Source organism: Kitasatospora mediocidica KCTC 9733 (genome assembly GCF_000744225.1).
In the GTDB taxonomy this organism is placed as follows: domain Bacteria; phylum Actinomycetota; class Actinomycetes; order Streptomycetales; family Streptomycetaceae; genus Kitasatospora; species Kitasatospora mediocidica.
Window position 1 is genome coordinate 967,517 of record NZ_JQLN01000007.1, and the last position, 24,797, is coordinate 992,313.

25 protein-coding genes are annotated in these 24,797 nt (G+C 72.8%); 6 read left to right on the top strand and 19 right to left on the bottom strand.

Annotated features, from left to right (window positions below; all coding sequences use genetic code 11):
* Window positions 1–27 precede the first annotated feature (27 nt).
* From BS80_RS34515 to hisD, 13 genes are all read right to left on the bottom strand, one after another.
* Complete coding sequence (locus tag BS80_RS34515) at window positions 28–600, bottom strand: hypothetical protein (RefSeq protein WP_035805437.1); 573 nt, start codon at window positions 598–600, stop codon at window positions 28–30.
* A complete protein-coding gene (locus BS80_RS34520) occupies window positions 597–1,988 on the bottom strand; it encodes a hypothetical protein (protein ID WP_035805439.1) in 1,392 nt (463 codons plus the stop codon). The genes BS80_RS34515 and BS80_RS34520 overlap by 4 nt, the downstream gene beginning before the upstream one ends.
* Window positions 1,985–2,794, bottom strand: a complete 810-nt coding sequence (locus BS80_RS34525) for an ABC transporter ATP-binding protein (RefSeq protein ID WP_157536759.1) — start codon at window positions 2,792–2,794, stop codon at window positions 1,985–1,987. The genes BS80_RS34520 and BS80_RS34525 overlap by 4 nt, the downstream gene beginning before the upstream one ends.
* A 32-nt stretch (window positions 2,795–2,826) precedes the next feature.
* Complete coding sequence (locus BS80_RS34530) at window positions 2,827–3,642, bottom strand: zf-HC2 domain-containing protein (RefSeq protein WP_035805443.1); 816 nt, start codon at window positions 3,640–3,642, stop codon at window positions 2,827–2,829.
* Entirely contained in the window at window positions 3,639–4,142 is a 504-nt protein-coding gene (locus BS80_RS34535; RefSeq protein WP_083975693.1) for an RNA polymerase sigma factor, read from the bottom strand. The genes BS80_RS34530 and BS80_RS34535 overlap by 4 nt, the downstream gene beginning before the upstream one ends.
* A 135-nt stretch (window positions 4,143–4,277) precedes the next feature.
* Window positions 4,278–5,048: an imidazole glycerol phosphate synthase subunit HisF gene (gene hisF / locus BS80_RS34540; RefSeq protein WP_035805447.1), complete on the bottom strand. Its 771-nt coding sequence runs from the start codon at window positions 5,046–5,048 to the stop codon at window positions 4,278–4,280.
* Entirely contained in the window at window positions 5,045–5,488 is a 444-nt protein-coding gene (locus BS80_RS34545) for a RidA family protein (RefSeq protein ID WP_051967586.1), read from the bottom strand. Before BS80_RS34545 ends, hisF begins: the two co-directional genes overlap by 4 nt.
* Window positions 5,485–6,216 (bottom strand): bifunctional 1-(5-phosphoribosyl)-5-((5-phosphoribosylamino)methylideneamino)imidazole-4-carboxamide isomerase/phosphoribosylanthranilate isomerase PriA, encoded by a 732-nt coding sequence (gene priA / locus BS80_RS34550; protein ID WP_232246757.1) that lies wholly within the window; start codon window positions 6,214–6,216, stop codon window positions 5,485–5,487. Before priA ends, BS80_RS34545 begins: the two co-directional genes overlap by 4 nt.
* 20 nt (window positions 6,217–6,236) lie before the next feature.
* Complete coding sequence (gene hisH / locus BS80_RS34555; RefSeq protein ID WP_035805448.1) at window positions 6,237–6,872, bottom strand: imidazole glycerol phosphate synthase subunit HisH; 636 nt, start codon at window positions 6,870–6,872, stop codon at window positions 6,237–6,239.
* A gap of 18 nt (window positions 6,873–6,890) precedes the next feature.
* A complete protein-coding gene (locus BS80_RS42170) occupies window positions 6,891–7,040 on the bottom strand; it encodes a hypothetical protein (RefSeq protein WP_035805450.1) in 150 nt (49 codons plus the stop codon).
* Window positions 7,037–7,630 (bottom strand): imidazoleglycerol-phosphate dehydratase HisB, encoded by a 594-nt coding sequence (hisB, locus tag BS80_RS34565; protein WP_035805452.1) that lies wholly within the window; start codon window positions 7,628–7,630, stop codon window positions 7,037–7,039. Before hisB ends, BS80_RS42170 begins: the two co-directional genes overlap by 4 nt.
* A gap of 7 nt (window positions 7,631–7,637) precedes the next feature.
* The gene (locus BS80_RS34570) at window positions 7,638–8,735 is read right to left on the bottom strand and encodes a histidinol-phosphate transaminase (RefSeq protein WP_083975694.1); all 1,098 of its coding nucleotides are present in this window, start codon (window positions 8,733–8,735) and stop codon (window positions 7,638–7,640) included.
* Window positions 8,732–10,039, bottom strand: coding sequence for a histidinol dehydrogenase (hisD, locus tag BS80_RS34575; protein WP_035805453.1), 1,308 nt, complete (start codon window positions 10,037–10,039; stop codon window positions 8,732–8,734). The genes BS80_RS34570 and hisD overlap by 4 nt, the downstream gene beginning before the upstream one ends.
* 143 nt (window positions 10,040–10,182) lie before the next feature.
* On the opposite strand from hisD, the gene BS80_RS34580 reads away from it, so the two are divergent.
* The 3 genes from BS80_RS34580 (at window position 10,183) to ybaK (ending at window position 13,049) form a co-directional block, all read left to right on the top strand.
* Window positions 10,183–11,751, top strand: a complete 1,569-nt coding sequence (locus BS80_RS34580) for a hypothetical protein (protein ID WP_035805456.1) — start codon at window positions 10,183–10,185, stop codon at window positions 11,749–11,751.
* A 66-nt stretch (window positions 11,752–11,817) separates the two neighbouring features.
* Window positions 11,818–12,546, top strand: coding sequence for an LON peptidase substrate-binding domain-containing protein (locus tag BS80_RS34585; protein ID WP_035805459.1), 729 nt, complete (start codon window positions 11,818–11,820; stop codon window positions 12,544–12,546).
* Window positions 12,547–12,554: 8 nt separating this feature from the next.
* Window positions 12,555–13,049 carry a Cys-tRNA(Pro) deacylase gene (ybaK, locus tag BS80_RS34590; RefSeq protein ID WP_035805461.1) on the top strand — a complete coding sequence of 165 codons (495 nt, stop codon included), beginning with the start codon at window positions 12,555–12,557 and terminating at the stop codon, window positions 13,047–13,049.
* A gap of 14 nt (window positions 13,050–13,063) precedes the next feature.
* On the opposite strand, the gene BS80_RS34595 is transcribed toward ybaK, so the two are convergent.
* From BS80_RS34595 to BS80_RS34620, 6 genes are all read right to left on the bottom strand, one after another.
* Entirely contained in the window at window positions 13,064–13,798 is a 735-nt protein-coding gene (locus BS80_RS34595; RefSeq protein WP_198045693.1) for a hypothetical protein, read from the bottom strand.
* Window positions 13,799–13,833: 35 nt separating this feature from the next.
* On the bottom strand, window positions 13,834–14,637 hold the full coding sequence (locus BS80_RS34600; protein WP_035805462.1) for an ABC transporter permease: 804 nt from the start codon (window positions 14,635–14,637) through the stop codon (window positions 13,834–13,836).
* Window positions 14,634–15,590, bottom strand: a complete 957-nt coding sequence (locus BS80_RS34605; RefSeq protein WP_035805464.1) for an ABC transporter ATP-binding protein — start codon at window positions 15,588–15,590, stop codon at window positions 14,634–14,636. Before BS80_RS34605 ends, BS80_RS34600 begins: the two co-directional genes overlap by 4 nt.
* A 75-nt stretch (window positions 15,591–15,665) precedes the next feature.
* A complete protein-coding gene (locus BS80_RS34610) occupies window positions 15,666–16,880 on the bottom strand; it encodes an NYN domain-containing protein (RefSeq protein WP_035805466.1) in 1,215 nt (404 codons plus the stop codon).
* Between the two features lie 281 nt (window positions 16,881–17,161).
* Entirely contained in the window at window positions 17,162–18,187 is a 1,026-nt protein-coding gene (locus BS80_RS34615) for an aspartate-semialdehyde dehydrogenase (protein ID WP_035805468.1), read from the bottom strand.
* A 43-nt stretch (window positions 18,188–18,230) separates the two neighbouring features.
* Window positions 18,231–19,133: a dihydrodipicolinate synthase family protein gene (locus tag BS80_RS34620; protein ID WP_035805470.1), complete on the bottom strand. Its 903-nt coding sequence runs from the start codon at window positions 19,131–19,133 to the stop codon at window positions 18,231–18,233.
* A gap of 70 nt (window positions 19,134–19,203) precedes the next feature.
* Between BS80_RS34620 and BS80_RS34625 the strand changes: the two genes are divergently transcribed.
* The 3 genes from BS80_RS34625 to dnaE all read left to right on the top strand — a co-directional run bounded on the left by BS80_RS34625 (window position 19,204) and on the right by dnaE (window position 24,644).
* On the top strand, window positions 19,204–20,091 hold the full coding sequence (locus BS80_RS34625) for a LysR family transcriptional regulator (protein WP_035805472.1): 888 nt from the start codon (window positions 19,204–19,206) through the stop codon (window positions 20,089–20,091).
* Between the two features lie 111 nt (window positions 20,092–20,202).
* Window positions 20,203–20,931: an RDD family protein gene (locus BS80_RS34630; protein WP_035805474.1), complete on the top strand. Its 729-nt coding sequence runs from the start codon at window positions 20,203–20,205 to the stop codon at window positions 20,929–20,931.
* A gap of 149 nt (window positions 20,932–21,080) precedes the next feature.
* On the top strand, window positions 21,081–24,644 hold the full coding sequence (gene dnaE, locus BS80_RS34635) for a DNA polymerase III subunit alpha (RefSeq protein ID WP_035805477.1): 3,564 nt from the start codon (window positions 21,081–21,083) through the stop codon (window positions 24,642–24,644).
* Window positions 24,645–24,797 lie beyond the last annotated feature (153 nt).

Genomic DNA, 24,797 nt, shown 5'->3' on the forward strand with positions numbered 1-24,797 from the left:
AGCAGCGGCTCGGACCGAGGCCGCCCGCTACCGCCTCGGTCCCACCACGGCATACGACACGGTGCCGGTCGCCAGCAGGACCAACGCCGTCCAGGTGGCCGCCGGTGTGCCGGGGGGAAGGATCATCCAGCCGGCCACCTGTCCCGCGATGCCGCCCGGGGGCGAGGAGAGGAGGGTGAACGCGAGCCAGGCGGTCGGCGGGGTCCAGGCGTAGGACGCCCCGCACAGCGTCGCGCCGAGCGCGGCCAGGCCGGCCAGGCCCGCGCTGTCCCGGACGACGAGCGCGGCGGCGGTGGGCTGCGATCCCACCGCCTGGACCGCCTGGACCGCCACGCAGGCGACCGCGCCGATCAGCAGCACGTGCGCCGCCCGGCGGGGCGCCCAGCGGATCGCGGCCGTCGCGTCGAGCGCGGTGTCCTGCCCGCCGAGCCCGACGGCGGCCACCGCGACATTCGTGGTGAGCACGAGGAGCACGATCGCCGGGTCCGGCGAGCCGTGGCCGCCCCGGGTGAGGGCCCACACGACCAACGCGGCGAGTGCGATGACCGCCGCCGAGGCCGGCATCTGCCGCGAACGGGCGTACAGCACCAGCCAGTTCACGAGGACACCTGCCCCGCCAGCGGGTTCGGCTGGTCCGTGCAGGAGAGCGCGGCGGCGCGTGCCCCGGCGATCCGCGCGCGCTGCTCGGCCGGCGACAGCGCCGTCAGCTTCGTCCAGGCGGCTTCGGCCTGCGCCCACGCCGCACTCGCGTACTGGTCGGTCTCGGGCGTCTGCAGAGGCACGAGGTGCTGATCGCCGAGGGCCCAGCTCGCGGCGATGCTCTGCGCGGGGATGTCGAGCTGCCCTCCGCCCTCCCAGGGTGTGTGCGGCCGGCAGTTCGGCAGCAGGCCCTGGGCGACCAGGAGACGGGTCAGTCGCTGCCCCGACGCCGGGCCGATCAGCGGGTCGTCGAAGTTCACCAGCACCACGCCGGAGGAGAGTTGGCGCGGGTCGGCGATCGCGCGCAGCGTCGTCTCCTCCCGCACCGAGTCCGGCGCCTGGTCACCCAGGGCGTCGTGCAGCACGCGCAGCGCCTCCCGGCCCTGCGACGCGAGTGCGGGCAGCCGCTCCCGGTGAGCCTGCGTCACGCACACCGGGCCGTCGCAGACCATGGCCGCGGCGGCCCGGTCGACGACGAAGGTGTCGCGCGGATCGGCCGGGATGATCAGCAGCGCCAGGGCCGCGCCGACCAGGACGGGCGTCAGCGCGAGCAGCCGCGTCCGCACGGTCGCGGCCACCAGCAGGGCGAACCCGGTGGCGAGCAGGCCGAGCAGCCAGAGCGTCTGGCCGAGGTCCACGGAACCGGACAGGGTCAGCAGCATCTGCCGGGGCATGTCGGTCGCCGGCGACAGCTGGGAAAGCCGGTTCGGCGCCATGCCGGAGGGCACGGCCCCGTCGGTGGTCTGCCGCAGCACCACGGTCGCCGCCAGGAAGACCACGACCAGGAGCGGCGGGGTGAGCGGGGAGGGCAAGGCCCGCGCGACACCCATGCCGAACACGGCCCCCGCGACCAGGGCCAGCACCGCCACCAGCGAGATCACCGGCCAGCCGAGCGGCAGGTAGGTGGTGGGGCCGAGGGCCACCTGGACCGCGCCCCACAGAACGAGCAGGCTGAAGCCCGACGCCACCGCGATCGCCGTCGCCCCGGCCGGCAGTGCCGCACGCCGCCAGGCCGGCCGCGGCGTGGTCGTCAGCAGTTCGGCCATCCGCGAGCGGGAGTCACGCAACCCGTGCACCGCCCCCAGGCCCACCGCGAGCGGCCACAGGTAGGCCAGCAGGCAGCGGGTCGTCAGCGCCATCGACGTCCACTGCGCGGTCCATGCCGAGGCGCCCTGCCACCAGAGTCCGTTGATCAGGTAGAGGAACGCCAGGCTGCCGCCCAGCACGACAACGCCGGCCCACGGGGCGACGGAACGCCTCAGCTCGATACCCAGCACGCGTCCGTTCACCAGGCGCCCTTCTGCTGCTCGGAGTTGTGGAGCAGCGCCGAGTAGCCGCGCTCCAGCGGGCTGTCGCCCGGATGTTCGGGGCTGCCCGCCGCCGCCAGGTCCTGCGGTGTGCCCTGGAAGACGAGCTTGCCGTCCGCGAAGAGCACCACGTCCGAGCAGGCGGCCGCGACGTCCTCGACCAGGTGGGTGGAGACGACCACGCAGGCCTCGCGGCCCAGTTCCTGCAACAGCTCGCGAAAGCGCAGCCGCTGCGCCGGGTCCAGGCCCGCCGTCGGCTCGTCCAGCAGCAGCACCGCGGGGTCGTTGACGATGGCCTGGGCGATGCCTGCCCGCCGCAGCATGCCTCCGGACAGGGTCTTCATCCGCTGGTCGGCCTGGTCGGCCAGGCCCACCCGCTCCACGGCCCGTTGGACGGCCGCGGGGACGTCGGCCTTCGGCACCTCCTTCAGCCAGGCCATGTACTCGACGAACTCGCGCACGGTGAAGCGCTTGTAGTAGCCGAACTCCTGGGGCAGGTAGCCGATCCGGCGGCGCACGGCCCGCAGGTCGGCCAGCGCGCCCACGGAGCTGCCGAACAGGTCGAGTTCACCCGCTGCGGGGCGCAGCACGGTGGCCAGCGCCCGGATCAGGGTGGTCTTTCCCGCGCCGTTGGGTCCCAGCAGGCCGTGGGCGCCGGTGCCCAGGGAGAGGTCGAGCCCGTCGACGGCGATCTTCTTCCGTCCGGCTCGGACGCTCAGGCCGGTGGCCCGGATCTCCCAGGCGTAGGTCTTCGGCGCGGCGTCGGCCGCGCTCAGGGCGGGCGTCATGCGGTGGTCCCTTCCGAGGGTCAACGATGGTTTCACAGCGCTGAGTACGCCTTTCTGCGGGCGATCACGACGCCCGTTCCAAGTGCCAGGAGCAGCCCCCACAGGGGCAGTTGGTCCAACCGCAGGGCCAGGGGAGACGGCCCGCCGGCCCACGCGGGGGCCACCACGAAGACGCCCCAGGCAGCCGCCAGCCCGATGGCGGCCCGGGTCACACCCACAACGCTGCCCAGTGCCAGGGCCGTTGAGGTGAAGGCCAGCGAGGGAAGCAACCACTGTGCGGCCGTCATAGCTCCGGTCAACCAGCCCTCCAGCAGGAGTACGGGCAGCACCACGGCGAGCACCGAGGTGGTGCGCCGCAGGAGCAGCGGCAGGCCGGCCCGGGCGGTCGAGGCCATCAGTTCGTACGCCGGGTCCAGGCCGCGCGACCAGGACGCGGCGACCGCGCACAGCGGCAGCACGGGTGCGATCAGCAGCAGGGGCGAGGCGCCGCCGAAGTTCCCCGACAGCCCGGCCGCGTCCAGCAGCAGCGCGATCAGGGTGACGGCGACCGTCATGAGCAGCCACGGGGTCATCGCCGGGGTCAGCCAGGCCGACACCCACCTCGGGCGCCGCAGCCGCGACGGCATCTGCACGGCCGCGTCCAACTGCGGTTCCAGACCGGCGCGTACGGTGTCGACGAGCGCGGCGAGGCCGGGCGCCTCATTGGTCACGGAGTCCGCCAGGCGGCTGCGACAGCTCGCGCAGGTCTCCAGATGGGACTCCAGCGCCCAGAGCGTGTCGGCGGGCAACTGCGTGTCACCCCGGGCATAGTCGTCGATCAGTCGCATCGACGCGTGTTCCGCGCTCATGCCAGCGCCTCCCGCATCGCGATCCGGGCCCGGCGGGCGCGGGTCTTGACCGTGCCCTCGGGGAGTCTGAGCAGGACGGCGGTCTCCCGGACGGAAAGCCCGTCAAGGACCGTGGCCTGCAGGACCTGGCGCAGTTCCGGCGCCAGTTGCCGCAGGGCGTCGCCGACGTCGCCGCCGACGGTCCCGGCGAGTGCCTCGTCCTCCGCCGCGGGCACCACCGCCCGCTCGGCGGCGGCGACCGGCGGCTCGGCGTGGTGGGCGCGGCGCCGGAACGCGTCGACGAGGCGGCGCGCCGCGATCGTCCACAGCCAGCCGACGGCCGTCCCGCCGACCGCGCTCCCGGCGAACGCGCCGGCCGCGCGCCACACCGCCAGATACGTCTCCTGCATGACCTCGGCGACGATCTGCGGGTCCGCGCAGCGGCGGCGCAACCGTACCGCCAGCCACGGCGACGTGCGCCGGTACAACTCGTCGAACGCCTCGCGGTCACCTCTGGCCACCAGCCGGAGGAGGTGTTCCTCGTCCAGCTCGTCGGGTGCTCTCCTGCGTGATCTCACACCAGCCAGACGCCCGCCGCGGCGTTCGGGTTCTGCGTCCACTGTGAGCTGCGTCACAGCGTCAGCCGGCCCCGGCTTCTAGCGCACCGGGTGGCCGGCCTCCCGCAGGGCGGTCTTGACCTCGCCGATGCGCAGGTCGCCGAAGTGGAAGACCGACGCCGCGAGCACCGCGTCCGCGCCCGCCTCCACGGCCGGGGCGAAGTCGGCGAGGCGGCCCGCGCCGCCGGAGGCGATGACCGGGACGGAGACCGACGCCCGCACCGAGCGGATCATCTCCAGGTCGTAGCCGTCCTTGGTGCCGTCCGCGTCCATCGAGTTGAGCAGGATCTCGCCGGCCCCCAACTCGGCTGCCCGGCCCGCCCATTCGACGGCGTCCAGGCCGGTACCCCGGCGTCCGCCGTGGGTGGTGACCTCGTAGCCGGAGGCGGTCTCGGTGCCGGGCGGGCAGCGGCGGGCGTCCACCGACAGCACCAGCACCTGGCGGCCGAAGCGCTGGGCGATCTCGCGGATCAGCTCGGGGCGGGCGATCGCCGCGGTGTTGACGCCGACCTTGTCGGCGCCGGCCCGCAGCAGCCTGTTGACGTCCTCGACGGCGCGGATCCCGCCGCCCACCGTCAGCGGGATGAAGACCTGCTCGGCGGTGCGGCGCACCACGTCGTAGGTGGTCTCCCGGGAGCCGGACGAGGCGGTGATGTCGAGGAAGGTCAACTCGTCGGCGCCCTCGGCGTCGTAGAGCTTGGCCATCTCGACCGGGTCTCCGGCGTCGCGCAGGTTCTGGAAGTTGACGCCCTTGACCACCCGGCCCGCGTCGACGTCCAGGCAGGGGATGACTCGGACCGCGAGGGTCATGTACTGCTACCTTCCGAGGAATTCGCCAACGAGTTCGCGAGTCCGACGCGGTGCGCGTCCAGCTCGATCTCGACCATCATCCGGGAGTCGATCAGGCCCTCCACCACGACCATGGTCGCGGCCGGACGGCTGGCGTCGAAGAGCACCTTGTGGGCCCGGCCCACCTCGTCGGCGTCCCGGACGTGGGTGATGTACATCCGCGTGCGGATCACGTCCGCCGCGGTCAGACCGTACGTGGCCAGGGCGCTGAGGCCGACGCCGAAGGCGGCCAGCGTCTGCCGGTACGGGTCGCCCTCGTGCTCGATCCTCCCGTCGACCCACGCCGTGGAGCCGGCCACATGGACGTAGTCGCCCGCGGCGACCGCCCGCGAGTATCCGAACTGGTCCTCCCAGGGGGAGAATCCGGCGACCCGGCCACGCACGATCCGAGGGTCTGTCACGACATGGCCTCCAGGGCCTCTTCGAGGGTGAACTTCTGCTCGTAGAGGGCCTTGCCCACAATCGAACCCTCGACACCTTCCGGCACCAGAGTGGCGATGGCGCGCAGGTCGTCGAGCGAGGAGACCCCGCCGGAGGCGACCACGGGACGGTCGGTGGCGGCGCAGACGTCGCGCAGCAGCTGGAGGTTCGGGCCGGTCAGGGTGCCGTCGCGGTTGACGTCGGTGACCACGTAGCGGGCGCAGCCCTCGGAGTCGAGCCGGGCCAGCACCTCGAACAGGTCGCCGCCGTCGCGGGTCCAGCCCCGGCCGCGCAGGGTGGTGCCGACGACGTCCAGGCCGACCGCGATCTGCTCGCCGTGCTCGGCGATCACCTTGGCGACCCACTCCGGGCTCTCCAGCGCGGCGGTGCCGAGGTTGACCCGGGTGCAGCCGGTGGCCAGCGCGGCGGCCAGCGACTCGTCGTCGCGGATGCCGCCGGAGAGCTCGACCTTGATGTCGAGGCGGCCGGTGACCTCGCGCAGCAGGTCCCGGTTGCTGCCGGTGCCGAACGCGGCGTCCAGGTCGACCAGGTGCAGCCACTCGGCGCCGGCGTTCTGCCAGGCCAGGGCGGCCGCGAGCGGCTCGCCGAAGGAGGTCTCGGTGCCGGAGGCGCCCTTGACCAGACGCACGGCCTGGCCGTCCCGGACGTCGACGGCGGGCAGGAGTTCAAGACGGCTCAGGCGGCTCATGGGAGACAACTTTCCAGACATCAGAGGGTGTTGACCCAGTTGGTCAGCAGGGCGGCGCCGGCGTCGCCGGACTTCTCGGGGTGGAACTGGGTGGCCCACAGCGGGCCGTTCTCGACGGCCGCGACGAACGGCTGCCCATGGGTGGCCCAGGTGACGAGCGGCGCGTGCAGCCGCTCGTTGTTGGACTCCAGCTCCCAGTGGCGCACGCCGTAGGAGTGCACGAAGTAGAAACGCGTCTGCGGGTCCATCCCGGCGAAGAGCCGGCTGCCCTCGGGCGCGGAGACGGTGTTCCAGCCCATGTGCGGGACGACCGGCGCGTCCAGCGGCTCGACCGTGCCGGGCCACTCGTCGCAGCCCGCCGTCTCGACGCCGTGCTCGACGCCGCGCTCGAAGAGGATCTGCATGCCGACGCAGATGCCGAGCACCGGACGGCCGCCGGCCAGCCGCCGCCCGATGATCTGCTCGCCGCGCACGGCCCGCAGGCCGCGCATGCACGCCTCGAAGGCGCCGACGCCGGGGACCAGCAGCCCGTCCGCGTCCAGCGCCTGCTGGAAGTCGGAGGTCACCGTCACCGTCGCGCCGGTGCGCTCGACCGCGCGCTGGGCCGAGCGCAGGTTTCCCGACCCGTAGTCGAAGACGACCACATTCTTGCCCACAGCAATCAACTCCCGTGACTAGAGGCGCATCAGACCGGCGGCCAGGCAGAGCGCCGAGCCGATCGCCAGCACGGCGGTGACACCCTTGGGCAGACCCTGCTTCCAGAAGGAGTACACACCGGCGCCCAGGAAGAGCCCGCCGGCGATCAGGATCGTGGAGGCGGTCACAGCGCACCCTTGGTCGAGGGGAGGATGCCGGCCGCGCGCGGGTCGAACTCCGCGGCGTAGCGCAGCGCGCGGGCGAGGGCCTTGAACTGGCACTCCACGATGTGGTGCGCGTTGCGGCCGTACGGGACGTGCACGTGCAGCGCTATCTGCGCCTGGGCCACGAAGGACTCCAGGATGTGCCGGGTCATCGTGGTGTCGTAGCTGCCGATCATCGGCGCCATCGACTCCGGCTCGGTGTGCACCAGGTACGGGCGGCCGGAGAGGTCCACGGTGACCTGGGCGAGCGACTCGTCCAGCGGCACCGTGCAGTTGCCGAAGCGGTAGATCCCGACCTTGTCGCCGAGCGCCTGCTTGAACGCGCCACCGAGCGCGAGGGCGGTGTCCTCGATCGTGTGGTGGGTGTCGATGTGCAGGTCGCCCTCGGTCTTGACGGTGAGGTCGAAGAGGCCGTGGCGGCCCAGCTGGTCGAGCATGTGGTCGTAGAACCCCACGCCCGTGGAGATGTCGGTCTTGCCGGTGCCGTCGAGATCGATCTCGACCAGGACCGAGGTCTCCTTGGTGGTGCGCTCGATGCGCCCGATGCGGGACATAGCGGGGTTACAGCTCCTTGATCACAGTGGTGACGGCGTCCAGGAAGGCGTCGTTCTCCGCGGGCGTGCCGGCGGTGACCCGCAGCCGCCCGGGGACGCCGTTGTCGCGGATCAGGACGCCGCGGTCGAGGATCGCCTGCCAGACGGCGTGCGGGTCCTCGAAGGTCCCGAACTGGATGAAGTTCGAGTCGGAGGCGGTGACCTCCAGGCCGAGCGCGCGCAGCGCCCCGACCACCCGGTCACGCTCGCCCTTGAGCAGCTCGACGTACCCGAGCAGGGTCTCGGTGTGCTCCAGGCAGGCCAGCGCGGTGGCCTGGGTGACGGCGGACAGGTGGTACGGCAGCCGGACCAGCTGCACCGCGTCCACCACGGCCCGGTCGGCGGCGAGGTAGCCCAGCCGCAGGCCGGCCGCGCCGAAGGCCTTGGACATCGTCCGGGTGACCACCATCAGCGGGCGGCCCGCCAGCAGCGGCAGCAGCGAGTCGCGGTGCGAGAACTCGACGTACGCCTCGTCGACGATGACCATCGTCGGCTTGACGGCCTGGGCGGCGTCGTAGAGCGCGCGCACGGTGTCGGCCTCGACGGCGGTGCCGGTCGGGTTGTTCGGCGAGCAGACGAAGAGCACGTCCGGGCGGTGCTCGGCCAGCGCGGCGATCGCCGCGTCCAGGTCGATGGTGAAGTCGGCCCGGCGCGGGCCGGCGATCCAGCGGGTGCCGGTGCCGCGCGAGATCAGCTCGTGCATCTGGTAGGAGGGCTCGAAGCCGAGCGCGCTGCGGCCGGGGCCGCCGAAGGTCTGCAGCAGCTGCTGGATGACCTCGTTGGAGCCGTTCGCCGCCCACACCTGCTCGCGGGTCCGGGCGAAACCGGTGGTGGTGGTGAGGTAGCGCGCCAGGCCCTCGCGCAGCTCGACCGCGTCCCGGTCGGGGTAGCGGTTGAGCGTGCGGGCGGCCTCGGCGACCCGCTCGGCGATCCGGGCCACCAGCGGCTCGGGCAGCGGATAGGGGTTCTCGTTGGTGTTGAGCTGGACCGGGACATCCAGCTGCGGGGCGCCGTAGGGCGACTGTCCGCGCAGTTCGTCGCGGACCGGGAGGTCGTCGATGTTCAAGAGCCGGGAACCGTCCAGTCGAAGCGGGCGCGGATCGCGTCGCCGTGACCGGGCAGGTCCTCGGCGTTGGCGAGGTTGACCACGTGCGCGGCGACGTCCGCCAGCGCCTCGCGGCTGTAGTCGATCACGTGGATGCCGCGCAGGAAGGACTGCACCGACAGGCCGGACGAGTGACAGGCGCAGCCGCCGGTGGGCAGCACGTGGTTGGAGCCGGCCACGTAGTCGCCGAGCGAGACCGGCGCGTACGGGCCGATGAAGACGGCGCCGGCGTTGCGCACCCGGGCGGCCACCGCGTGCGCGTCCCGGGTCTGGATCTCCAGGTGCTCGGCGGCGTAGGCGTTGACCACGGCCAGGCCCTGCTCGACGTCGTCCACCAGCACGATGCCGGACTGCCGGCCGCCGAGCGCCTCGGTGACCCGCTCGCGGTGCTTGGTGTTCGCCACCTGCGCGGCCAGCTCGGCCTCCACCGCCTCGGCCAGCGCGAGCGAGTCGGTGACCAGCACGGAGGCGGCCATCGGGTCGTGCTCGGCCTGGCTGATCAGGTCGGCGGCGACGTCGCGCGGCGAGGCGCTGTCGTCCGCCAGGACGGCGATCTCGGTCGGCCCGGCCTCGGCGTCGATCCCGATCCGGCCCTTGAGCAGGCGCTTGGCGGCGGCCACGTAGATGTTGCCGGGGCCGGTCACCAGGTTGACGGGCGCGCACTCGGCGGTGCCGTAGGCGAACATCGCGACCGCCTGGGCGCCGCCGACCGAGTACACCTCGGTGACGCCCAGCAGCGCGCAGGCCGCCAGGATCGCCGGGTGGACGCCGCCGCCGAAGTCCTTCTGCGGCGGCGAGGTGACCGCGATGCCCTGGACGCCGGCCTCCTGGGCCGGGACCACGTTCATCACCACGGAGGACGGGTACACGGCCAGGCCGCCCGGCACGTACAGCCCGACCCGGTCGACCGGCACCCAGCGCTCGGTCACCGTGCCACCCGGCACCACCTGGGTGGTGTGGTCGCTGCGGCGCTGCGCGCTGTGCACCAGGCGGGCCCGGCGGATCGACTCCTCCAGGGCCGCGCGCACCTTGGGGTCCAGCGTCTCCAGGGCAGCGGTGATCTCCGCCTCGGGGACCCGGGTGGTGGCCAACGTCACGCCGTCGAAGCGTTCGGTGATCTCGATCAGCGCCGTGACCCCGCGATGGCGTACGTCCTCGCAGATCGGCCGCACCTTCTCCAGGGCGGCTTCCACGTCGAACTCGGCACGGGGCAGCAGGTCGCGCGGGTCGCCGGTGGCGCCGCGCAGGTCGATTCGAGAGATCACGGGTCAAGTGTAAGGAGTGGCCGGAACCGCCGGTCCCGCATTTCAGTCCGTGATACGACTGCCGAGACGGGAAGACCCACAGGGAGGCCTGCCGGTGGACACGGCCTGGGCCGGGAACCGTCGTCACCAGCAGGGGGAGACAGGTGGAGCACGCGCCGCGCGACTGGAGTCCGGTGGAGAAGGGCCTCTGGGCGGCCTTCCGGGAGGGCCGGGTCTACGACCTGCAGTCCGCCGACCCGGCCGAGAACGACCCGACCGACGCCACCCCGTGGGGGCCCGAGCGGATCATCCGGGCCGCCGTGCTGGCCCGGCTGCTGCTGGCGGGGCCCAGCGCCGTGCCGGGCTCGGTGCGCGCCCTCAAGCTCACCGGCGCGCTCGTCACCGGGCAGCTCGACCTGGCGGGCGGCCGGATCGAGGATTTCATCGACGTCCGCGGCTGCCGCTTCGACACCAACATGCTGCTCTCCGAGGCCCGCGCCGGGACGATCCGCTTCGACGGCTGCTGGTTCCCCCGGGTGGACGCCTCGCGCCTGGCCACCTCCGGCGACCTGGTCTTCGCCCGCTGCGTGGTGGCCGCCGGACTGCGCCTCACCGACGCCCAGATCGGCACCGACCTGATCGTCAACCACCTGCTGGTCGGCAGCGACATGTACGACCGCTCGTTCTCGGCCGACGGCCTCACGGTCAGCCAGGACTTCGAGGCCGACCGGGTCGTCAGCTACGGCGAGTTCAGCCTCCGCAGCGCCCGGGTCGGCGGCCGGCTCTCGCTGCGCGGCGCCGAGCTGCGCGCCAGGAGCGGACAGCGCGACTGCCTCAACGCGCCCCGGCTCTCGGTGGGCAACACCTTCTACCTGAGCGGCTGGCTGCCCGGCAGCCAGCTCGGCCAGATGTACGGCACCGGCTACGGCGAGGCCGCGCCGACCGGCGGCGCCAGCATCCCGTTCCGCGCCTGGGGCGGGGTGCGGCTGAACGACAGCCGGTTCGAGAGCGCCTGCCTGATCGTCGGCGCCGAGTTCCACCTCGGGCCCGGCCGCGAGCTCTCGCTGCGCCGGATCCAGACCCCCGAGCTGCGGGTCACCTGCCCGGTCGCGCCCAGCGGGCACGTCTCGCTCTCGCGCGCCCGGGTCGGCAACCTGGTCGACATCCCGGAGGCCTGGCCGAGCGGCGACCTCGGGCTGACCGGCTTCACGTACGAATGCCTGCGCCCGGCCGGGCCGTTCACCGTGCACCAGCGGATAGCCTGGCTGGACGGCGCGCTGAGCGAATTCCAGCCGGAGCCGTACGAACAGCTGGCCGCCGCACTGCGCCGCGACGGCTCCGACGAGGACGCCCGCGAGGTGCTCTACGCCAAACAGCGCCGCCGCCGGCAGACCCAGTCGCTGCCGGGACGGGTCTGGGGCCGGCTGCAGGACATCACGGTCGGCTACGGCTACCGTCCCGGCCGCGCCGCGCTCTGGCTGGTCGCCGCCTGGGCGGTCGGCACGCTCTACTTCCAGCTGCACAAGCCGTCCCCGCTGAAGGCCGACGAGATCCCGCACTGGAACGCCGCGCTGTACACGCTGAGCAAGGTGCTGCCGATCGTCGACCTCGGCCAGGACGGCTGGAACCCGGGTGGCACCGGGCAGTTGGTGAGCGCCGCGCTGGTGCTCACCGGCTGGGTGCTGGCCACCACGGCCGCCGCGGGCGCCAGCCGGCTGCTCCAGCGCGGCTGACCGGCGCCCGCTCCCGCCGCAAAACGACGGCGCGCGCGAGGCCCCGGGCCAACTACGCTGTGCGCCGTGACAGAACGGCTCCCGATCTTCCCGCTCAACGCGGTGCTCTACCCCGGTCTCGTGCTGCCCCTGCACGTCTTCGAGGAACGCTACCGGCGGCTGATCGCCGATCTGGTCGCCCAACCCGAGGACAAACCACGGCGGTTCGGGGTGCTGGCCATCAAGGACGGCCGCGAGGTCGCCCCGGTCGGCGAGAGCGAGGCGCCGGCCGGCCCGCTGAGCGGCCTGGGCACCGGCACCGGCAACCCGCTGGAGGCGCTGCACCACATCGGCTGCGTGGCGGACATCGCCTCGGTGGAGTCCCAGCCGAACGGCGGGTACGAGCTGCTGATCACCGGCACCACCCGGTTCCGGCTGCGCTCGATGGAGACCGGCGGCGCCTACCTGGTCGGCGTGGCCGAGCCGATCGAGGAGGAGCTCGGCCACGGCGCGGGCACCCTGGCCGGCGGCGTCGCGCGGGCCTTCCGGGCGTACCAGAAGCGGCTGGCGGGCGCGCGCAAGGCCAGCCTGAGCGGGGAGCAGGAGCTGCCGGACGACCCGCAGGTGCTCTCCTACCTGGTGGCGGCCGCCTCCGTCCTGGACGTCCCGACCCGCCAGCGGCTGCTGGCCTGCCCGGACACCGCGAGCCGGCTCACCGCCGAACTGGAACTGCTGCGCCGCGAGACCGCGCTGCTGGCCTGGCTGCCGTCGCTGCCGGCCGCCGACCTGACCCGCCAGGCGTTCAGCCCCAACTAGGAGCCCCCGTGCCCAAGAAGCAGTCCGGCCAGGGCGGCACCCCCGCGACCGTCGCCCTGGCGGCCGCCGAGGTCCCCTTCACCGTCCACGCGTACGATCACGACCCGGCCGCCGCCTCCTACGGGGGCGAGGCGGCCCAGGCGCTCGGCGTGGCGCCGGAGCGGGTCTTCAAGACGCTGGTGGCCGAGGTCGACGGCACCCTCACCGTCGGCGTGGTCCCGGTGGCCGGGCAGCTGGACCTCAAGGCGCTGGCCGCCGCGGTGGGCGGCAAGCGGGCGGCGATGGCGCAGCCGGCCGCCGCCGAGCGCAGCAGCGGGTACGTGCTGGGCGGGATCTCCCCGCTGGGACAGCGCCGGGCGCTGCGCACGGTGCTGGACGCCAGCGCGCTGGAGCACCCGACGGTCTACGTCTCGGCGGGCCGGCGCGGCCTGGAGGTCGAGCTGGCGCCGGCCGACCTGGTGGCCCTCACCGGCGCCGTCACGGCCGCCATCGGCCGGACCTGAGGCGAGGCCGCCCGCTACTTCGGCTGCCGGGTACCGTCCGCGTCGGCGTTCTCCTCGACGGACGGCTTCGTCGGCGCCTCGATCTGCTCGACGGACGGCTTCGTCGGCGCCTCGATCTGCTCGTCGGCGGCCGCGTCCGGGTCACCGGGCTGCGACCACTGCGGCTCGGCGTAGTACGGCGGCGGGTCCTCCTCGCGCCGGCCGAACGCCGCCGACAGCCCGAGCAGCACCACCATGGCGCTCATCGGCCAGACCAGCAGCGCGCCCTTGGCGCCCAGCGCCAGCGCCTCGTTGAAGCCGTGACCGTCGCCGACCTGCTTGGCGTGCCCCACCACGTCGGTGGTCGGGCCGAGCGCCACGCCGAGCTTCCAGGCCACCACCGAGCCGGCCAGCGCACCGACGGCCAGGCCCACCGCGACCGCGATGCCGCCGCCACGCCGACGGGTGGCCAGGAAGGCCGCCGCCGCGGTCAGGATGCCGATCCCGGCGCCCAGCAGCGCGAAGACACTGTCCGCGCCCGCCCGCTGCTCGCCCTCGGGGTCCACGTAGAGCACCTGCTGCCCGTGCACGACGAGCGGCACCTCGGGCGCGAGCCAGACCCAGAGCAGGCCCATGACCAGTCCAAGCAGCGCGCAGGCGGCCGCGACCGGCGCACCGATCTTCAGTTCACCGACAGCCCTGCTGACGGCGGAGGCCTGCGGCCGGGCATCGAGCGGCCCGGCGTCCAAAGGAGTGTTCGGTACGGTCACCGGGACATCGTTTCACGTCAACCCGGCAGTTCTGGTTAACGGGTAGTGGCGCGGCGATAGGCCCAGGTCGCCACGGTCAGCGAGAGCACCCCGACACCGGCGCAGACCGCCAGGTCGGCGCCGACCGCCGCCCAGTCGGGACGGGCCGCGAAGGTCCGCGCGAAGGCCTCCACCCCGTACGTCGAGGGCAGCGCGTCGCGCAGCCACTGGACGGCCACCGGCAGGCGGCCGGCCGGCAGCACGCCGAGCAGCAGCGCGGCCGACATGCCCAGCTGGCCGAGCATGGTGGCGATCTCCTGCTTGGGCGCCAGCAGCCCGCAGGCCGCGCCGAGACCGGACAGCGCCGCCCCGGCCAGCGGCACCACCGCCAGCAGCACCCACAGGTGCGCCCAGGAGAGGCCGAAGAGCCAGGCGCCGATCCCCGCCGTCAGCAGCGAGCCGGGCAGCGTGAAGGAGGCGAACGCGCCGGCCGCGCCGAGCACCACCGAGGCGGCCGGCACCGGCAGCGTCGCGTAGTGGTCCAGGCCGCCGGTGGCGCGCAGCCGTCCGAAGTACTGGGCGAGCAGGTTGAGCGCCACGAAGGCCACCACCAGCACACTGGAGCCGGCCACCACCGCCCGCGCGGAGGGGTTGTCGCCCGGGTCGACCACCCCGCGCATCATCACCAGGATGCCGATCGACTGGAACGAGGCGACGAACATCAGCGGGATCCGGGCCACCCTGGCCCGGGCCAGCTGGGCCCGGTAGACGGCCGCCAGCGCCGGCAGCAGCCTGGCCGCAGGGGCCAGCGGCGCGGCCTGGGCCGACGGCAGGGCGACGGGAGCGGAGAGCAGAGTCACTTCGCCAGTCCTCCATGACGCCCGCCGAGCCGGAGGTAGGCGTCCTCCAGGCTCGGGGTGGCCAGGGTGAAGTCGTCCAGGGCGGCGAAGGCCGGCCCGGTGGTCACGGCGGCGACCAGCTCCCTGGCCTCCTCGGGGGTGGTGCGCAGGGTCCAGCGGCGCCCGGTGCGTTCGGCCCGGTCGGCCAGCAGGGCGACGGCCGGGACCTCCAGCGGTGCGTCGTGCCGCCAGACGAGGTCCAGCCGGACGTCCCCGTCGACCAGCGCCTTGAGGCCGCCGGGGGTGTCGCAGGCGATCACCCGGCCCTCGTCCATGACGGCGACCCGGTCGAGCACGGTCTCGGCCTCGATCACGTTGTGGGTGACCAGCAGCACGGTGGTGCCGCGCTCGGCCCGGCGGCGGTCCAGCGCGGCCCAGACCGCGCGGCGGGCCACCGGGTCCATACCGGTGGTGGGCTCGTCCAGGACCAGCAGCGGGCGCTCGCCGACCAGCGTGGCGGCGAAGCAGGCCAGCCGGCGCTGGCCGCCGGACAGCTTGGCCAGCGGGCGGGCGGCGAGGGGCTCCAGGCCGAGTTCGGTCAGAACCTCGGCGCTCTGCGCACGGGCCTGCGCCCGGGTGAGGCCGCGCAGCCGTCCGGTGGTCTCGGCGGCCAGCGCGACGGTCAGCTCGTCCAGCGCGGTGGACTCCTGGCCGAGGTAGCCGAGCAGCCGGGCGGCCCGGTCGGGGTGGCGGACCACGTCGTGGCCGAGGATCTCGATGCTGCCGGCGTCGGGGCGCAGCAGTCCGGTCAGCTGGCGCACCAGCGTGGACTTTCCGGCGCCGTTGGGTCCGAGCAGGCCGAAGACCTCGCCCTGGCGGATCTCCAGGTCGACCCCGTCGGTGGCCCGGATCTCACCGTGGTTCTTGGTGAGGCCCCGGACGGAGCAACAGGGCAGCAGGGGGGTCTCGCTCACGAGCGAAGACTCTACGCGCTGACCATGAGGATCCCGACCACAGGTCCCGGAGGCGACCTAGTGCCGCGTCAGGCGCTAGTCGTCCACGACCACCAGTTCGCCGCCCGGCACCCGCACGGCGAGTTCCTTCCAGAAGCCGGCCCGGATCGCGTAGCGGTCGTGCTCGTCGATCTGGTCGTCCTTGTGGGCGAGCAGGCCGAACCGGGCGGCGTAGCGCAGCAACTCGCCGTCGACCCGGTGCGGGATCCGCGGGTAGTCGCCCCAGAGCGTGGTCAGCCGCTCGCGGTCGCCGAGCCGGTCGGTCCAGCGGCGCGCGAAGACCTGGCCGACCTCGTGCGGATCGCCGCCGATCGCGGTGATGTCCTCCTCGCGGTCGGCCCAGCGCTGCTCGGCGGTGGTCAGCTGGGCGAGGGTCGGCAGCGTGTCGCCGGGGGTGCTGATCTCGCCGGACGGCCGGTCCACCCAGCCGCGGTCGGAGGACCAGCGCAGCACCGGCCCGTTGGTGGCGGCCACGGCCACCGGCGGGTGGGCCGGGCTCGCGACCCGCCCGGCCAGGTCCTTCGGGGTGGGGACGACCTTGAGCGCGGCGGGCGCCTGGACGGGCTCGGCGGCCGGCTCCGGCAGCTCGGCGGCGGCCGCGCCGGGCGCCGAGCCGGTCGGGCGCAGGCTGTGCGAGGGCGGCGCGGCCAGGATCTTGGCGATCTCCGGCGGCGGCCCGGCGGGCGGGAACGCCATGGCGGGCTCCCGCAGGCGTACCGAGCGGGTGATCCACTCGCGGTCCAGCACCCGGCGCTCGTCGGCCTCGCCGACCAGGTCCTCGGACTGGTTGAAGTCGCCGTCGGCGGCCTGCAGCGCCCACAGGTGGACGGCGACGCCGTGCTCCTTGGCGGACATCATGCCCGGCAGCAGATCGCCGTCCCCGGTGACCAGCACCACGTCGGCGCAGGCCCGGTTGCGGGCGAGTTCGGAGAGCTCGGCGTGCATCGCGGCGTCCACGCCCTTCTGCACCCAGCGGCCCTCGGCCCGAGTCAGCGCGCCGAGCCGGACGGTCACCCGCGGCAGCACCCGCAGCCGCCGGTGCTCGGGCATCGGACGGCGCTCGGGGGCCGCGTCGAACCAGTAGATCCGCAGCAGCGGCAGCCCGGTCTCCTCCTCGGCCCGCTCGCGCAGCGAGGCGATCAGAGCGGTGTGGTCCACCGTCACCCTGGACCGGGAGGACTCTCCGGCGAGCAGGCTGGCGGCGGCACCCAGCAGGTATCCCGCGTCCACGAGGACGACGCAGCGGTCCACTTCCGCACCTCTTCTCCCGGTCGGCCCGGTGGCGGCCGGACCCCCACCCTTGACCCTTGTCCGATCACCTCTGTGGCGTGCGGTACGGAGCAGTCTGCCCGAGCGGTGGCCCCAGGAGCGGCCCGCCCGACCGTTGCGGTCTTCTTTACCCTCCGACGGCGCCGTGAATCACCCGGCTGCCCCCGCACCGCGCTGGGCCATGCGGGCGTGCCGGGCCCGGCGGGCCTGCCGGAAGACGGCAGGACGGCTGCCCGCCGGTGCGGGCAGCCGTCCTCGCCGGCTCAGCCCAGCCGGGCGGCGACCAGCTCCGCGATCTGGACGGCGTTCAGCGCTGCGCCCTTGCGCAGGTTGTCGCTGGAGAGGAAGAGCGACAGGCCGTGCTCGACCGTCTCGTCCGCCCGGATCCGGCCCACGAAGGTCGGGTCCTGGCCGGCCGCCTGGAGCGGGGTCGGGATCTCGCTCAGCTCGACGCCGGGCGCGTCGGCCAGCAGCTCGCGGGCCCGCTCGGGGGTGATCGGGCGCGCGAAACGGGCGTTGACCTGGAGCGAGTGGCCGCTGAAGACCGGCACCCGCACGCAGGTGCCGGAGACCTTGAGGTCCGGGATCCCGAGGATCTTGCGGCTCTCGTGGCGCAGCTTCTGCTCCTCGTCGGTCTCGTTCAGGCCGTCGTCGACGATCGAGCCGGCCAGCGGCAGCACGTTGAAGGCGATCGGGCGGGCGTAGATCTGCGGCTCGGGGAAGTCCACCGCCGAGCCGTCGTGGGTCAGTGCCGCCGCGCCCTCGACCACCTTGGCCGCCTGGCCGTGCAGCTCGGCGACACCGGCCAGGCCGCTGCCGGAGACCGCCTGGTAGGTGGCGACGACGAGCGCGGTGAGCCCGGCCTCCTCGTGCAGCGGGCGGAGCACCGGCATGGCCGCCATCGTGGTGCAGTTCGGGTTGGCGATGATGCCCTTGGGCAGGTCGGCGATCGCCTCCGGGTTGACCTCGCTGACCACCAGCGGGACCTCGGGGTCGCGCCGCCAGGCGGAGGAGTTGTCGATCACCACGGCGCCGGCCGCGGCCACCTTGGGCGCGAGCTCGCGCGAGGTCGCGCCGCCGGCCGAGAAGATCACCACGTCCAGGCCGCGGTAGTCGGCGGTGGCCGCGTCCTCCACGGTGACCGTGCCGTCCTGCCAGGGCAGCTGCTTGCCGGCCGAGCGGGCCGAGGCGAAGAGCCTGAGCTGCTCCACCGGGAACTGCCGCTCCGCCAGGATCGCGCGCACCACCGCGCCGACCTGTCCGGTGGCCCCTACGATGCCGATCTTCATCCGACTCCTCCTCCGCTGGTCCTGTCGGCTTCATCCTGCCTTGTCACCGCTCCGAGCCCCCGATGCTTTTCACCTGGTGGACTCCCCTGTCCACGGCGGCCGGGCCCGCGGGCAGCAGCGGCAGCCGGACGGCGGCGCTCGGGATCCGGCCCAGCGCGTGCAGCACGCCCTTGATCACGGTCGGGTTGGGCTCCGCGAAGGCGGCGGCCGACAGCGCGGCCAGCCGGTGCCCCAGCGCCCTGGCGTGCGCCAGGTCCCCGGCCTGCCAGGCCTCGTACAGCTCGACGAAGCGCCCGGTGCACAGGTGCGCCGAGGCGAGGACGGCACCGGCGGCGCCGAGCCCCAGTAGCGGCGAGAGCAGCGCGTCCTCCCCGACCAGCACGGCGAAGTCGTCCGGCAGGTCGCCGAGGAAGGCGATCGCGTCCTGGTCGAGCACCCCGGGCGCGTACTTGATGCCGGCGACCCCGGGCAGCTCGGCGATCCGGCGCAGGGTGTCCGGGTCGAGCTCCTGACCGGTGCGGTAGGGGATGTGGTAGACGATCAACGGCACCGGGCTGTGCGCCGCGAGCTCGGTGAAGTGCGCGAGGACGCCCGCCGGCGAGGGCCTGGTGAAGGACGGGACGAGCGCCAGCGCGGCCGTCGCCTCGGGCAGGCCCGCCAGCTCGCGCAGCGCCCGGACGCTGGCCCGGGTGTCGTTGCCGCCGGCGCCGACGGTCAGCGCGGCGCCGCGCTCGCGGCAGACCCGGGCACAGATCTCGGTCACCGCCCGCTTCTCCGCCTCGTCCAGGGTGGCCGGCTCGCCGGTGGTGCCGAGCGCGACCAGGCCCGCGGCGCCCTCGTCCAGGACGGAGTGCGCCAGCGCTTCGAGGGCGTCCGCGGCGAGTTCGCCGGCCTCGGTGAAGGGCGTGATCAGCGGGATGTGGATGCCGCTCAGGAGGTAGCTCATGCTGCGAGCCTGCCGCACCGAACCCTGCGGATCCAGTTCGCTTTTCCGGTGCAACCCGTAAGCTGGGCCGATGCTTGACGTCCGCCGCCTGCGGCTCCTGCGCGAACTCGCCCACCGCGGCACGATCGCCGCCGTCGCCGAGGCGCTCTCCTTCAGCCCGTCCGCGGTCTCCCAGCAGCTCACCGTCCTGGAACGGGAGGCCGGGGTGCCGCTGCTGGAGCGCACCGGGCGGCGGGTGGCGCTGACACCCGCCGCGCACAACCTGGTCGCGCACGCCGAAGCCGTGCTGGCCCGCCTGGAGCTGGCCTCCGCCGAGCTCGCGGACGCCCGCCAGGGCCCGTCCGGCCCGCTGCGGATCGGCACCTTCCCCTCCGCCGCCCGGGTGGTGATCCCCCCGGCACTGGCCGCCCTGGCCGCGCTCCACCCCGGCCTGGAGCCGATGGTCGCCGAGGTGGACCCGGCCGGCGTGGCGGACCTGCTGCGGGCCGGCGAACTGGACGTCGCCCTGGTCCACGACTACGACTTCGTCCCCTCGCCGCCCGAGCCCGGGGTGCAGAGCGCACCGCTCTTCGCCGAGGCGATGTACCTCGCCACCCCACCCCCGGGCCGCGCCGCACTCGCCGAGCTCCAGGACGCCCCGTGGATCATGGCCACGCACGGCACGCTCTGCCACGCGATGGCGGTGCGGGCCTGCCAGGCGGCCGGCTTCACCCCGCGGATCCGGCACCGGGTGGACGACTTCGCCACCGTGCTCGCCCTCGTGGCGGCCGGCCAGGGCGTGGCGCTGGTACCGGAGTTGGGGGCGACGGACCCTCCCGCCGAGGTGACCCTGCGGCGGCTGGCGATGTCCCGGCGCACCGCCGTGGCGTTCCGCGAGGGCGCCGCCGACCACCCGGCCGTGGCGGCCTTCGTGGCAGCCGTCCGCACCGCCCTCCCGGCCGGCCTGCAGGGACCCTGACCCCCCGACTTACGGTGCTGTTCGCGTAACGGTTCACACCGGACCCTTCCCGGCCGGGCACATCCCCGTATACAACAACTGAGGGCAGGTCATCTTGAGACGAGCGGGAGTATGAGCGACAACCAACCTCCGGGGTACGGCTATCCGTCGGACCCGCAGAACCCGTACGGCCAGCAGGCCCCGCAGGGCGTGCCGCCGCAGAATCCCTACGACCAGCCGCCGCAGCAGCCGTACGGCTACCCGCAGCAGCCCCCGGCCGCACCCGGGTACGGCACCCCGCCGCCCGGCTACGACCCGCAGCAGGCGCAGCAGCCCTACGCGTACCCGCAGCCCGGCCCGGGCCAGGCGCCCTACGGCCAGCCGCTGTTCGGCGCCGGCGGTCCGCCCTGGCTGGCGACCCCCGGCCAGTACGGCGGCCCGCCCCGGACGATGGCCACCGCCGGTGACCGCTTCCTGGCCCGGCTGATCGACTTGGGCGTGCTGATCGTCCCGCTGTTCCTGATCGAGTTCGTGATCGCCAGCGGTCTGGGCTCCATCGTCTCGGGCATCATCGGCGCCCTGCTGGTGTTCGGCTACGAGGCTGCGATGATGCTCACGCAGAACCAGCAGACGGTCGGCAAGAAGGTCATGAAGATCCGGGTGGTGTCGCTGGCCCACGGCGGCCGCCCGGTGGACAACGAGCTGTGGGTCCGCGCAGCCGTCTACGGCCTGCCCTCGGCGGTCTACTGCCTGGGCAGCCTGTTCGCCCTGCTCGACAGCCTGTGGCTGCTCTGGGACAAGCCGTTCCAGCAGTGCCTGCACGACAAGGCCGCCAAGACCGTGGTGGTCAAGGAGGGCTGAGAGCCCAGGAGTTGAGTGTGACGGCCGGTCCCCTGGGGGGCCGGCCGTCGTTCGTGCGACGCACGGGAGTGGCGCAGCTCACAGGGGCCGGATCGCGTTAGGGTGGGAGGTCCCCATCCGGAGATCGACGTCCGAGGAGCCCTCCCCACGTGGCCGACAGCTTTGTGCATCTGCATGTCCACACCGAGTATTCGATGCTGGACGGGGCAGCGAAGAACGGGAAGCTGTTCGCGGAGGCCCACCGCCAGGCGATGCCCGCCATCGCGATGAGCGACCACGGCAACATGTTCGGTGCCTACGAGTTCTTCCAGAGCGCCAAGAAGCTCGACGGTGCCGTGAAGCCGATCATCGGCATCGAGGCGTACGTCGCACCGGGCTCGCGCTTCCACAAGAAGCAGACCTTCTGGGCCCCCGGCGGCCAGCGGGCCAGCGGCGCCGACGGCGGCGAGGGCGGCAAGGACGTCTCCGGCGGCGGCCGCTACACCCACATGACCATGTGGGCCGAGAACGCCACCGGGCTGCGGAACCTCTTCAAGCTCTCCTCCCTGGCGTCCATGGAGGGGTACTACATGAAGCCCCGGATGGACCGCGAGCTGATCGCCGCGAACGCCACCGGGATCATCGCCACCACCGGCTGCCCCTCGGGCGAGGTGCAGACCCGCCTGCGCCTGGGCCAGTACGAGGAGGCACTCAAGGCCGCCAGCGCATACCAGGACATCTTCGGCAAGGAGAACTACTTCCTGGAGCTGATGGACCACGACCTGTCCATCGAGCGGGACGTCCGGCTGGACCTGCTGCGGGTGGCCAAGGAGCTGAACATCCCGCTGCTGGCCACCAACGACTCGCACTACGTCACCGCCGACCAGGCGGACGCGCACGACAGCCTGCTCTGCGTCGGCGTGGGCAAGAACAAGGACGACCCGAACCGCTTCAAGTTCAACGGCAGCGGCTACTACATCAAGACCCCCGAGGAGATGCAGGCGCTCTTCAGCGAGCTCCCGGAGGCCTGCGCCAACACCCTCGCGATCGCCGAGCGCATCCAGCCCTACGACGAGGTCTTCAACTACGTCGACCGGATGCCGCAGTTCGACGTGCCCGAGGGCGAGACGCAGGCCTCGTACCTGCGCCAGAAGATCGCCGCCGGCCTCCAGCACCGCTACGGCGACAACCCGAGCCAGGAGGTGCTGGACCGGATCGAGTTGGAGATGGGCGTCATCTCCCCGATGGGTTTCGACGCCTACTTCCTCGTGGTCGCCGACATCTGCCAGTACGCCCGCGACAACGGCATCCCGGTCGGCCCGGGCCGCGGTTCGGCGGCCGGCTCGATGGTCTCCTACCTGACCCGGATCACCGAGCTGGACCCACTGGAGCACGATCTCCTGTTCGAGCGGTTCCTGAACCCCGAGCGCATCAACCCGCCCGACGTCGACATCGACTTCGACGACCGCCAGCGCGACCAGATGGTGCGCTATGTCACCGACAAGTACGGCGAGGCGTACACCGCCCAGGTGAACACCTTCGGCACCATCAAGGCCAAGGCAGCCGTCAAGGACGCCAACCGGATCCTCGGCTACCCCTTCGCGATGGGCGACCGGATCACCAAGGCGATGCCGCCGGACGTGATGGGCAAGGGCGTGCCGCTGGCCGACCTGTTCGACGAGAAGCACCCGCGCTACAACGAGGGCGCCGAGATCCGCTCGCTGTACGCGAACGAGCCCGATGTCAAGAAGATCATCGACACCGGTCTCGGCATCGAGGGCCTGATCCGCGGCACCGGCGTGCACGCCGCCGCCGTCATCCTCTCCTCCACCCCGCTGCTCGAACTCGTCCCGCTGCACAAGCGGGACAAGGACGGCGTGATCATCACCGGCTTCGACTACCCGTCGTGCGAAGCCATGGGCCTGATCAAGATGGACTTCCTGGGTCTGCGGAACCTGGGCATCATCGACCACTGCATCAAGATCGTGAAGGCCAACCGCGGTGTCGACGTCGACATCGAGAAGATCGCGCTGGACGACCCGACCACCTACCAACTGCTGTCCCGGGGCGACACCCTGGGCGTCTTCCAGCTCGACGGCGGGCCCATGCGCGCCCTGCTCAAGCTGATGAAGCCCACCGAGTTCGCCGACATCTCCGCCGTCTCCGCGCTGTACCGGCCGGGCCCGATGGGCATGAACTCGCACACCAACTACGCCCTGCGCAAGAACGGCCAGCAGGACATCATCCCGATCCACCCCGAGCTGGAGGCACCGCTCTCCGAGGTCCTCGGCCCGACCTACGGTCTGATCGTCTACCAGGAGCAGGTGCAGCGAGCCGCCCAGGTGCTGGCCGGCTACAGCCTGGGACAGGCAGACCTGCTGCGCCGCGCGATGGGCAAGAAGAAGAAGGAGGTCCTGGAGAAAGAGTTCGTCCCCTTCCACGCGGGCTGCAAGGAGCGCGGCTACTCGGACGAGGCGATCCAGGCGGTCTGGGACGTCCTGGTCCCGTTCGCCGGCTACGCGTTCAACAAATCGCACTCCGCCGCGTACGGCCTGGTCTCGTACCAGACGGCCTACCTCAAGGCCAACTACCCGGCCGAGTACATGGCCGCCCTGCTGACCTCGGTGGCGGACGACAAGGACAAGATGGCCATCTACCTGGCGGAGTGCCGCCAGATGGGCATCAAGATCCTCTCGCCGGACGTCAACGAGTCCGTGGTCGACTTCACCGCCGTCGGCAGCGACGTCCGGTTCGGGCTCAAGGCCGTGCGCAACGTCGGCGTCAACGTCATCGACTCGCTGGTCGCCACCCGCAAGTCCAAGGGCAAGTACTCCTCCTTCGCGGACTTCCTGGACAAGGTCGAGCTGGTGGTCTGCAACAAGCGCACCATCGACTCGCTGATCAAGGCCGGCGCCTTCGACTCCCTCGGGCACACCCGGCTGTCGCTGACCTCCGTGCACGAGAACGCGATCGACGCCGTGACCGGCGTCAAGAAGCAGCAGGCGATCGGCCAGGACGACCTGTTCGGCGCGCTCGACACCGGCGAGGACGTGCCGGCCATCGGGCTGGACTTCGAACTCACCGACCGCGAGTGGCCGCGCCGCCAACTGCTCAGCCTGGAACGGGAGATGCTCGGCCTGTACGTCTCCAGTCACCCGCTGGACGGCGCCGAGCACATCCTCTCGCGCAACCGCGACACCTCGATCGCCGAGCTGATGGGCTCGGGCCGCACCGAGGGCGAGGTCAAACTCGCCGGGCTGATCACCTCGGTGGACCGCCGGATCAACAAGGCCGGCAACCCCTGGGCGATCATCACCCTGGCCGACCGGGACGGCTCGGTGGAGGTGCTGTTCTTCCCCGCCACGTACAACCTGATGGCCGAGCAGATGGTCGAGGACAACGTGATCTCGGCCCGCGGCCGGCTCAACGAGCGCGACGGTTCGCTGAGCATCTTCGGCCAGGAGATCACCACCCTGGACATCTCCTCGGCCGAGCACGGCGGCAAGCCCCCGATCAAGCTGACCATCCAGGAGAAGCGGATCACCCCGCAGCTCACCTCCGAGCTCAAGCGCTCGCTGCGCGCCCACCCGGGGGACGTCCCGGTGCGGTTGCTGATGAAGGGCTCGCAGAAGAGCGTCCTGTTCGAGCTGGGCTTCATGGTGAACCCCGACAACGGGGCCTTCGCCAGCGAGATCAAGACCCTGCTGGGCCCGGGCGCCTGGGCGATCGAATAACTGGTTCCTCCCCCGTTCTGACCACGGCTCGTCGCACGCTAGTCTCAGCGCGCGACGAGCCGTGGAGACGCCGCGGGCCGCGCCGTCCAGAGGGGGACACCATGAGCTACCCGCCACCCGCCGGCGGCTTCGCCGAACCGCCCGCCAAGACCC

Coding starts and splice junctions, on each gene's coding strand:
- BS80_RS34630 (WP_035805474.1), top strand. CDS start 20,203: ATGAGCGACAACCAACCTCCGGGGTACGGCTATCCGTCGGACCCGCAG.
- BS80_RS34615 (WP_035805468.1), bottom strand. CDS start 18,187: ATGAAGATCGGCATCGTAGGGGCCACCGGACAGGTCGGCGCGGTGGTG.
- BS80_RS34620 (WP_035805470.1), bottom strand. CDS start 19,133: ATGAGCTACCTCCTGAGCGGCATCCACATCCCGCTGATCACGCCCTTC.
- hisF (WP_035805447.1), bottom strand. CDS start 5,048: ATGACCCTCGCGGTCCGAGTCATCCCCTGCCTGGACGTCGACGCGGGC.
- BS80_RS34525 (WP_157536759.1), bottom strand. CDS start 2,794: ATGACGCCCGCCCTGAGCGCGGCCGACGCCGCGCCGAAGACCTACGCC.
- hisB (WP_035805452.1), bottom strand. CDS start 7,630: ATGTCCCGCATCGGGCGCATCGAGCGCACCACCAAGGAGACCTCGGTC.
- priA (WP_232246757.1), bottom strand. CDS start 6,216: ATGAGCCGCCTGAGCCGTCTTGAACTCCTGCCCGCCGTCGACGTCCGG.
- BS80_RS34530 (WP_035805443.1), bottom strand. CDS start 3,642: ATGAGCGCGGAACACGCGTCGATGCGACTGATCGACGACTATGCCCGG.
- BS80_RS34625 (WP_035805472.1), top strand. CDS start 19,204: ATGCTTGACGTCCGCCGCCTGCGGCTCCTGCGCGAACTCGCCCACCGC.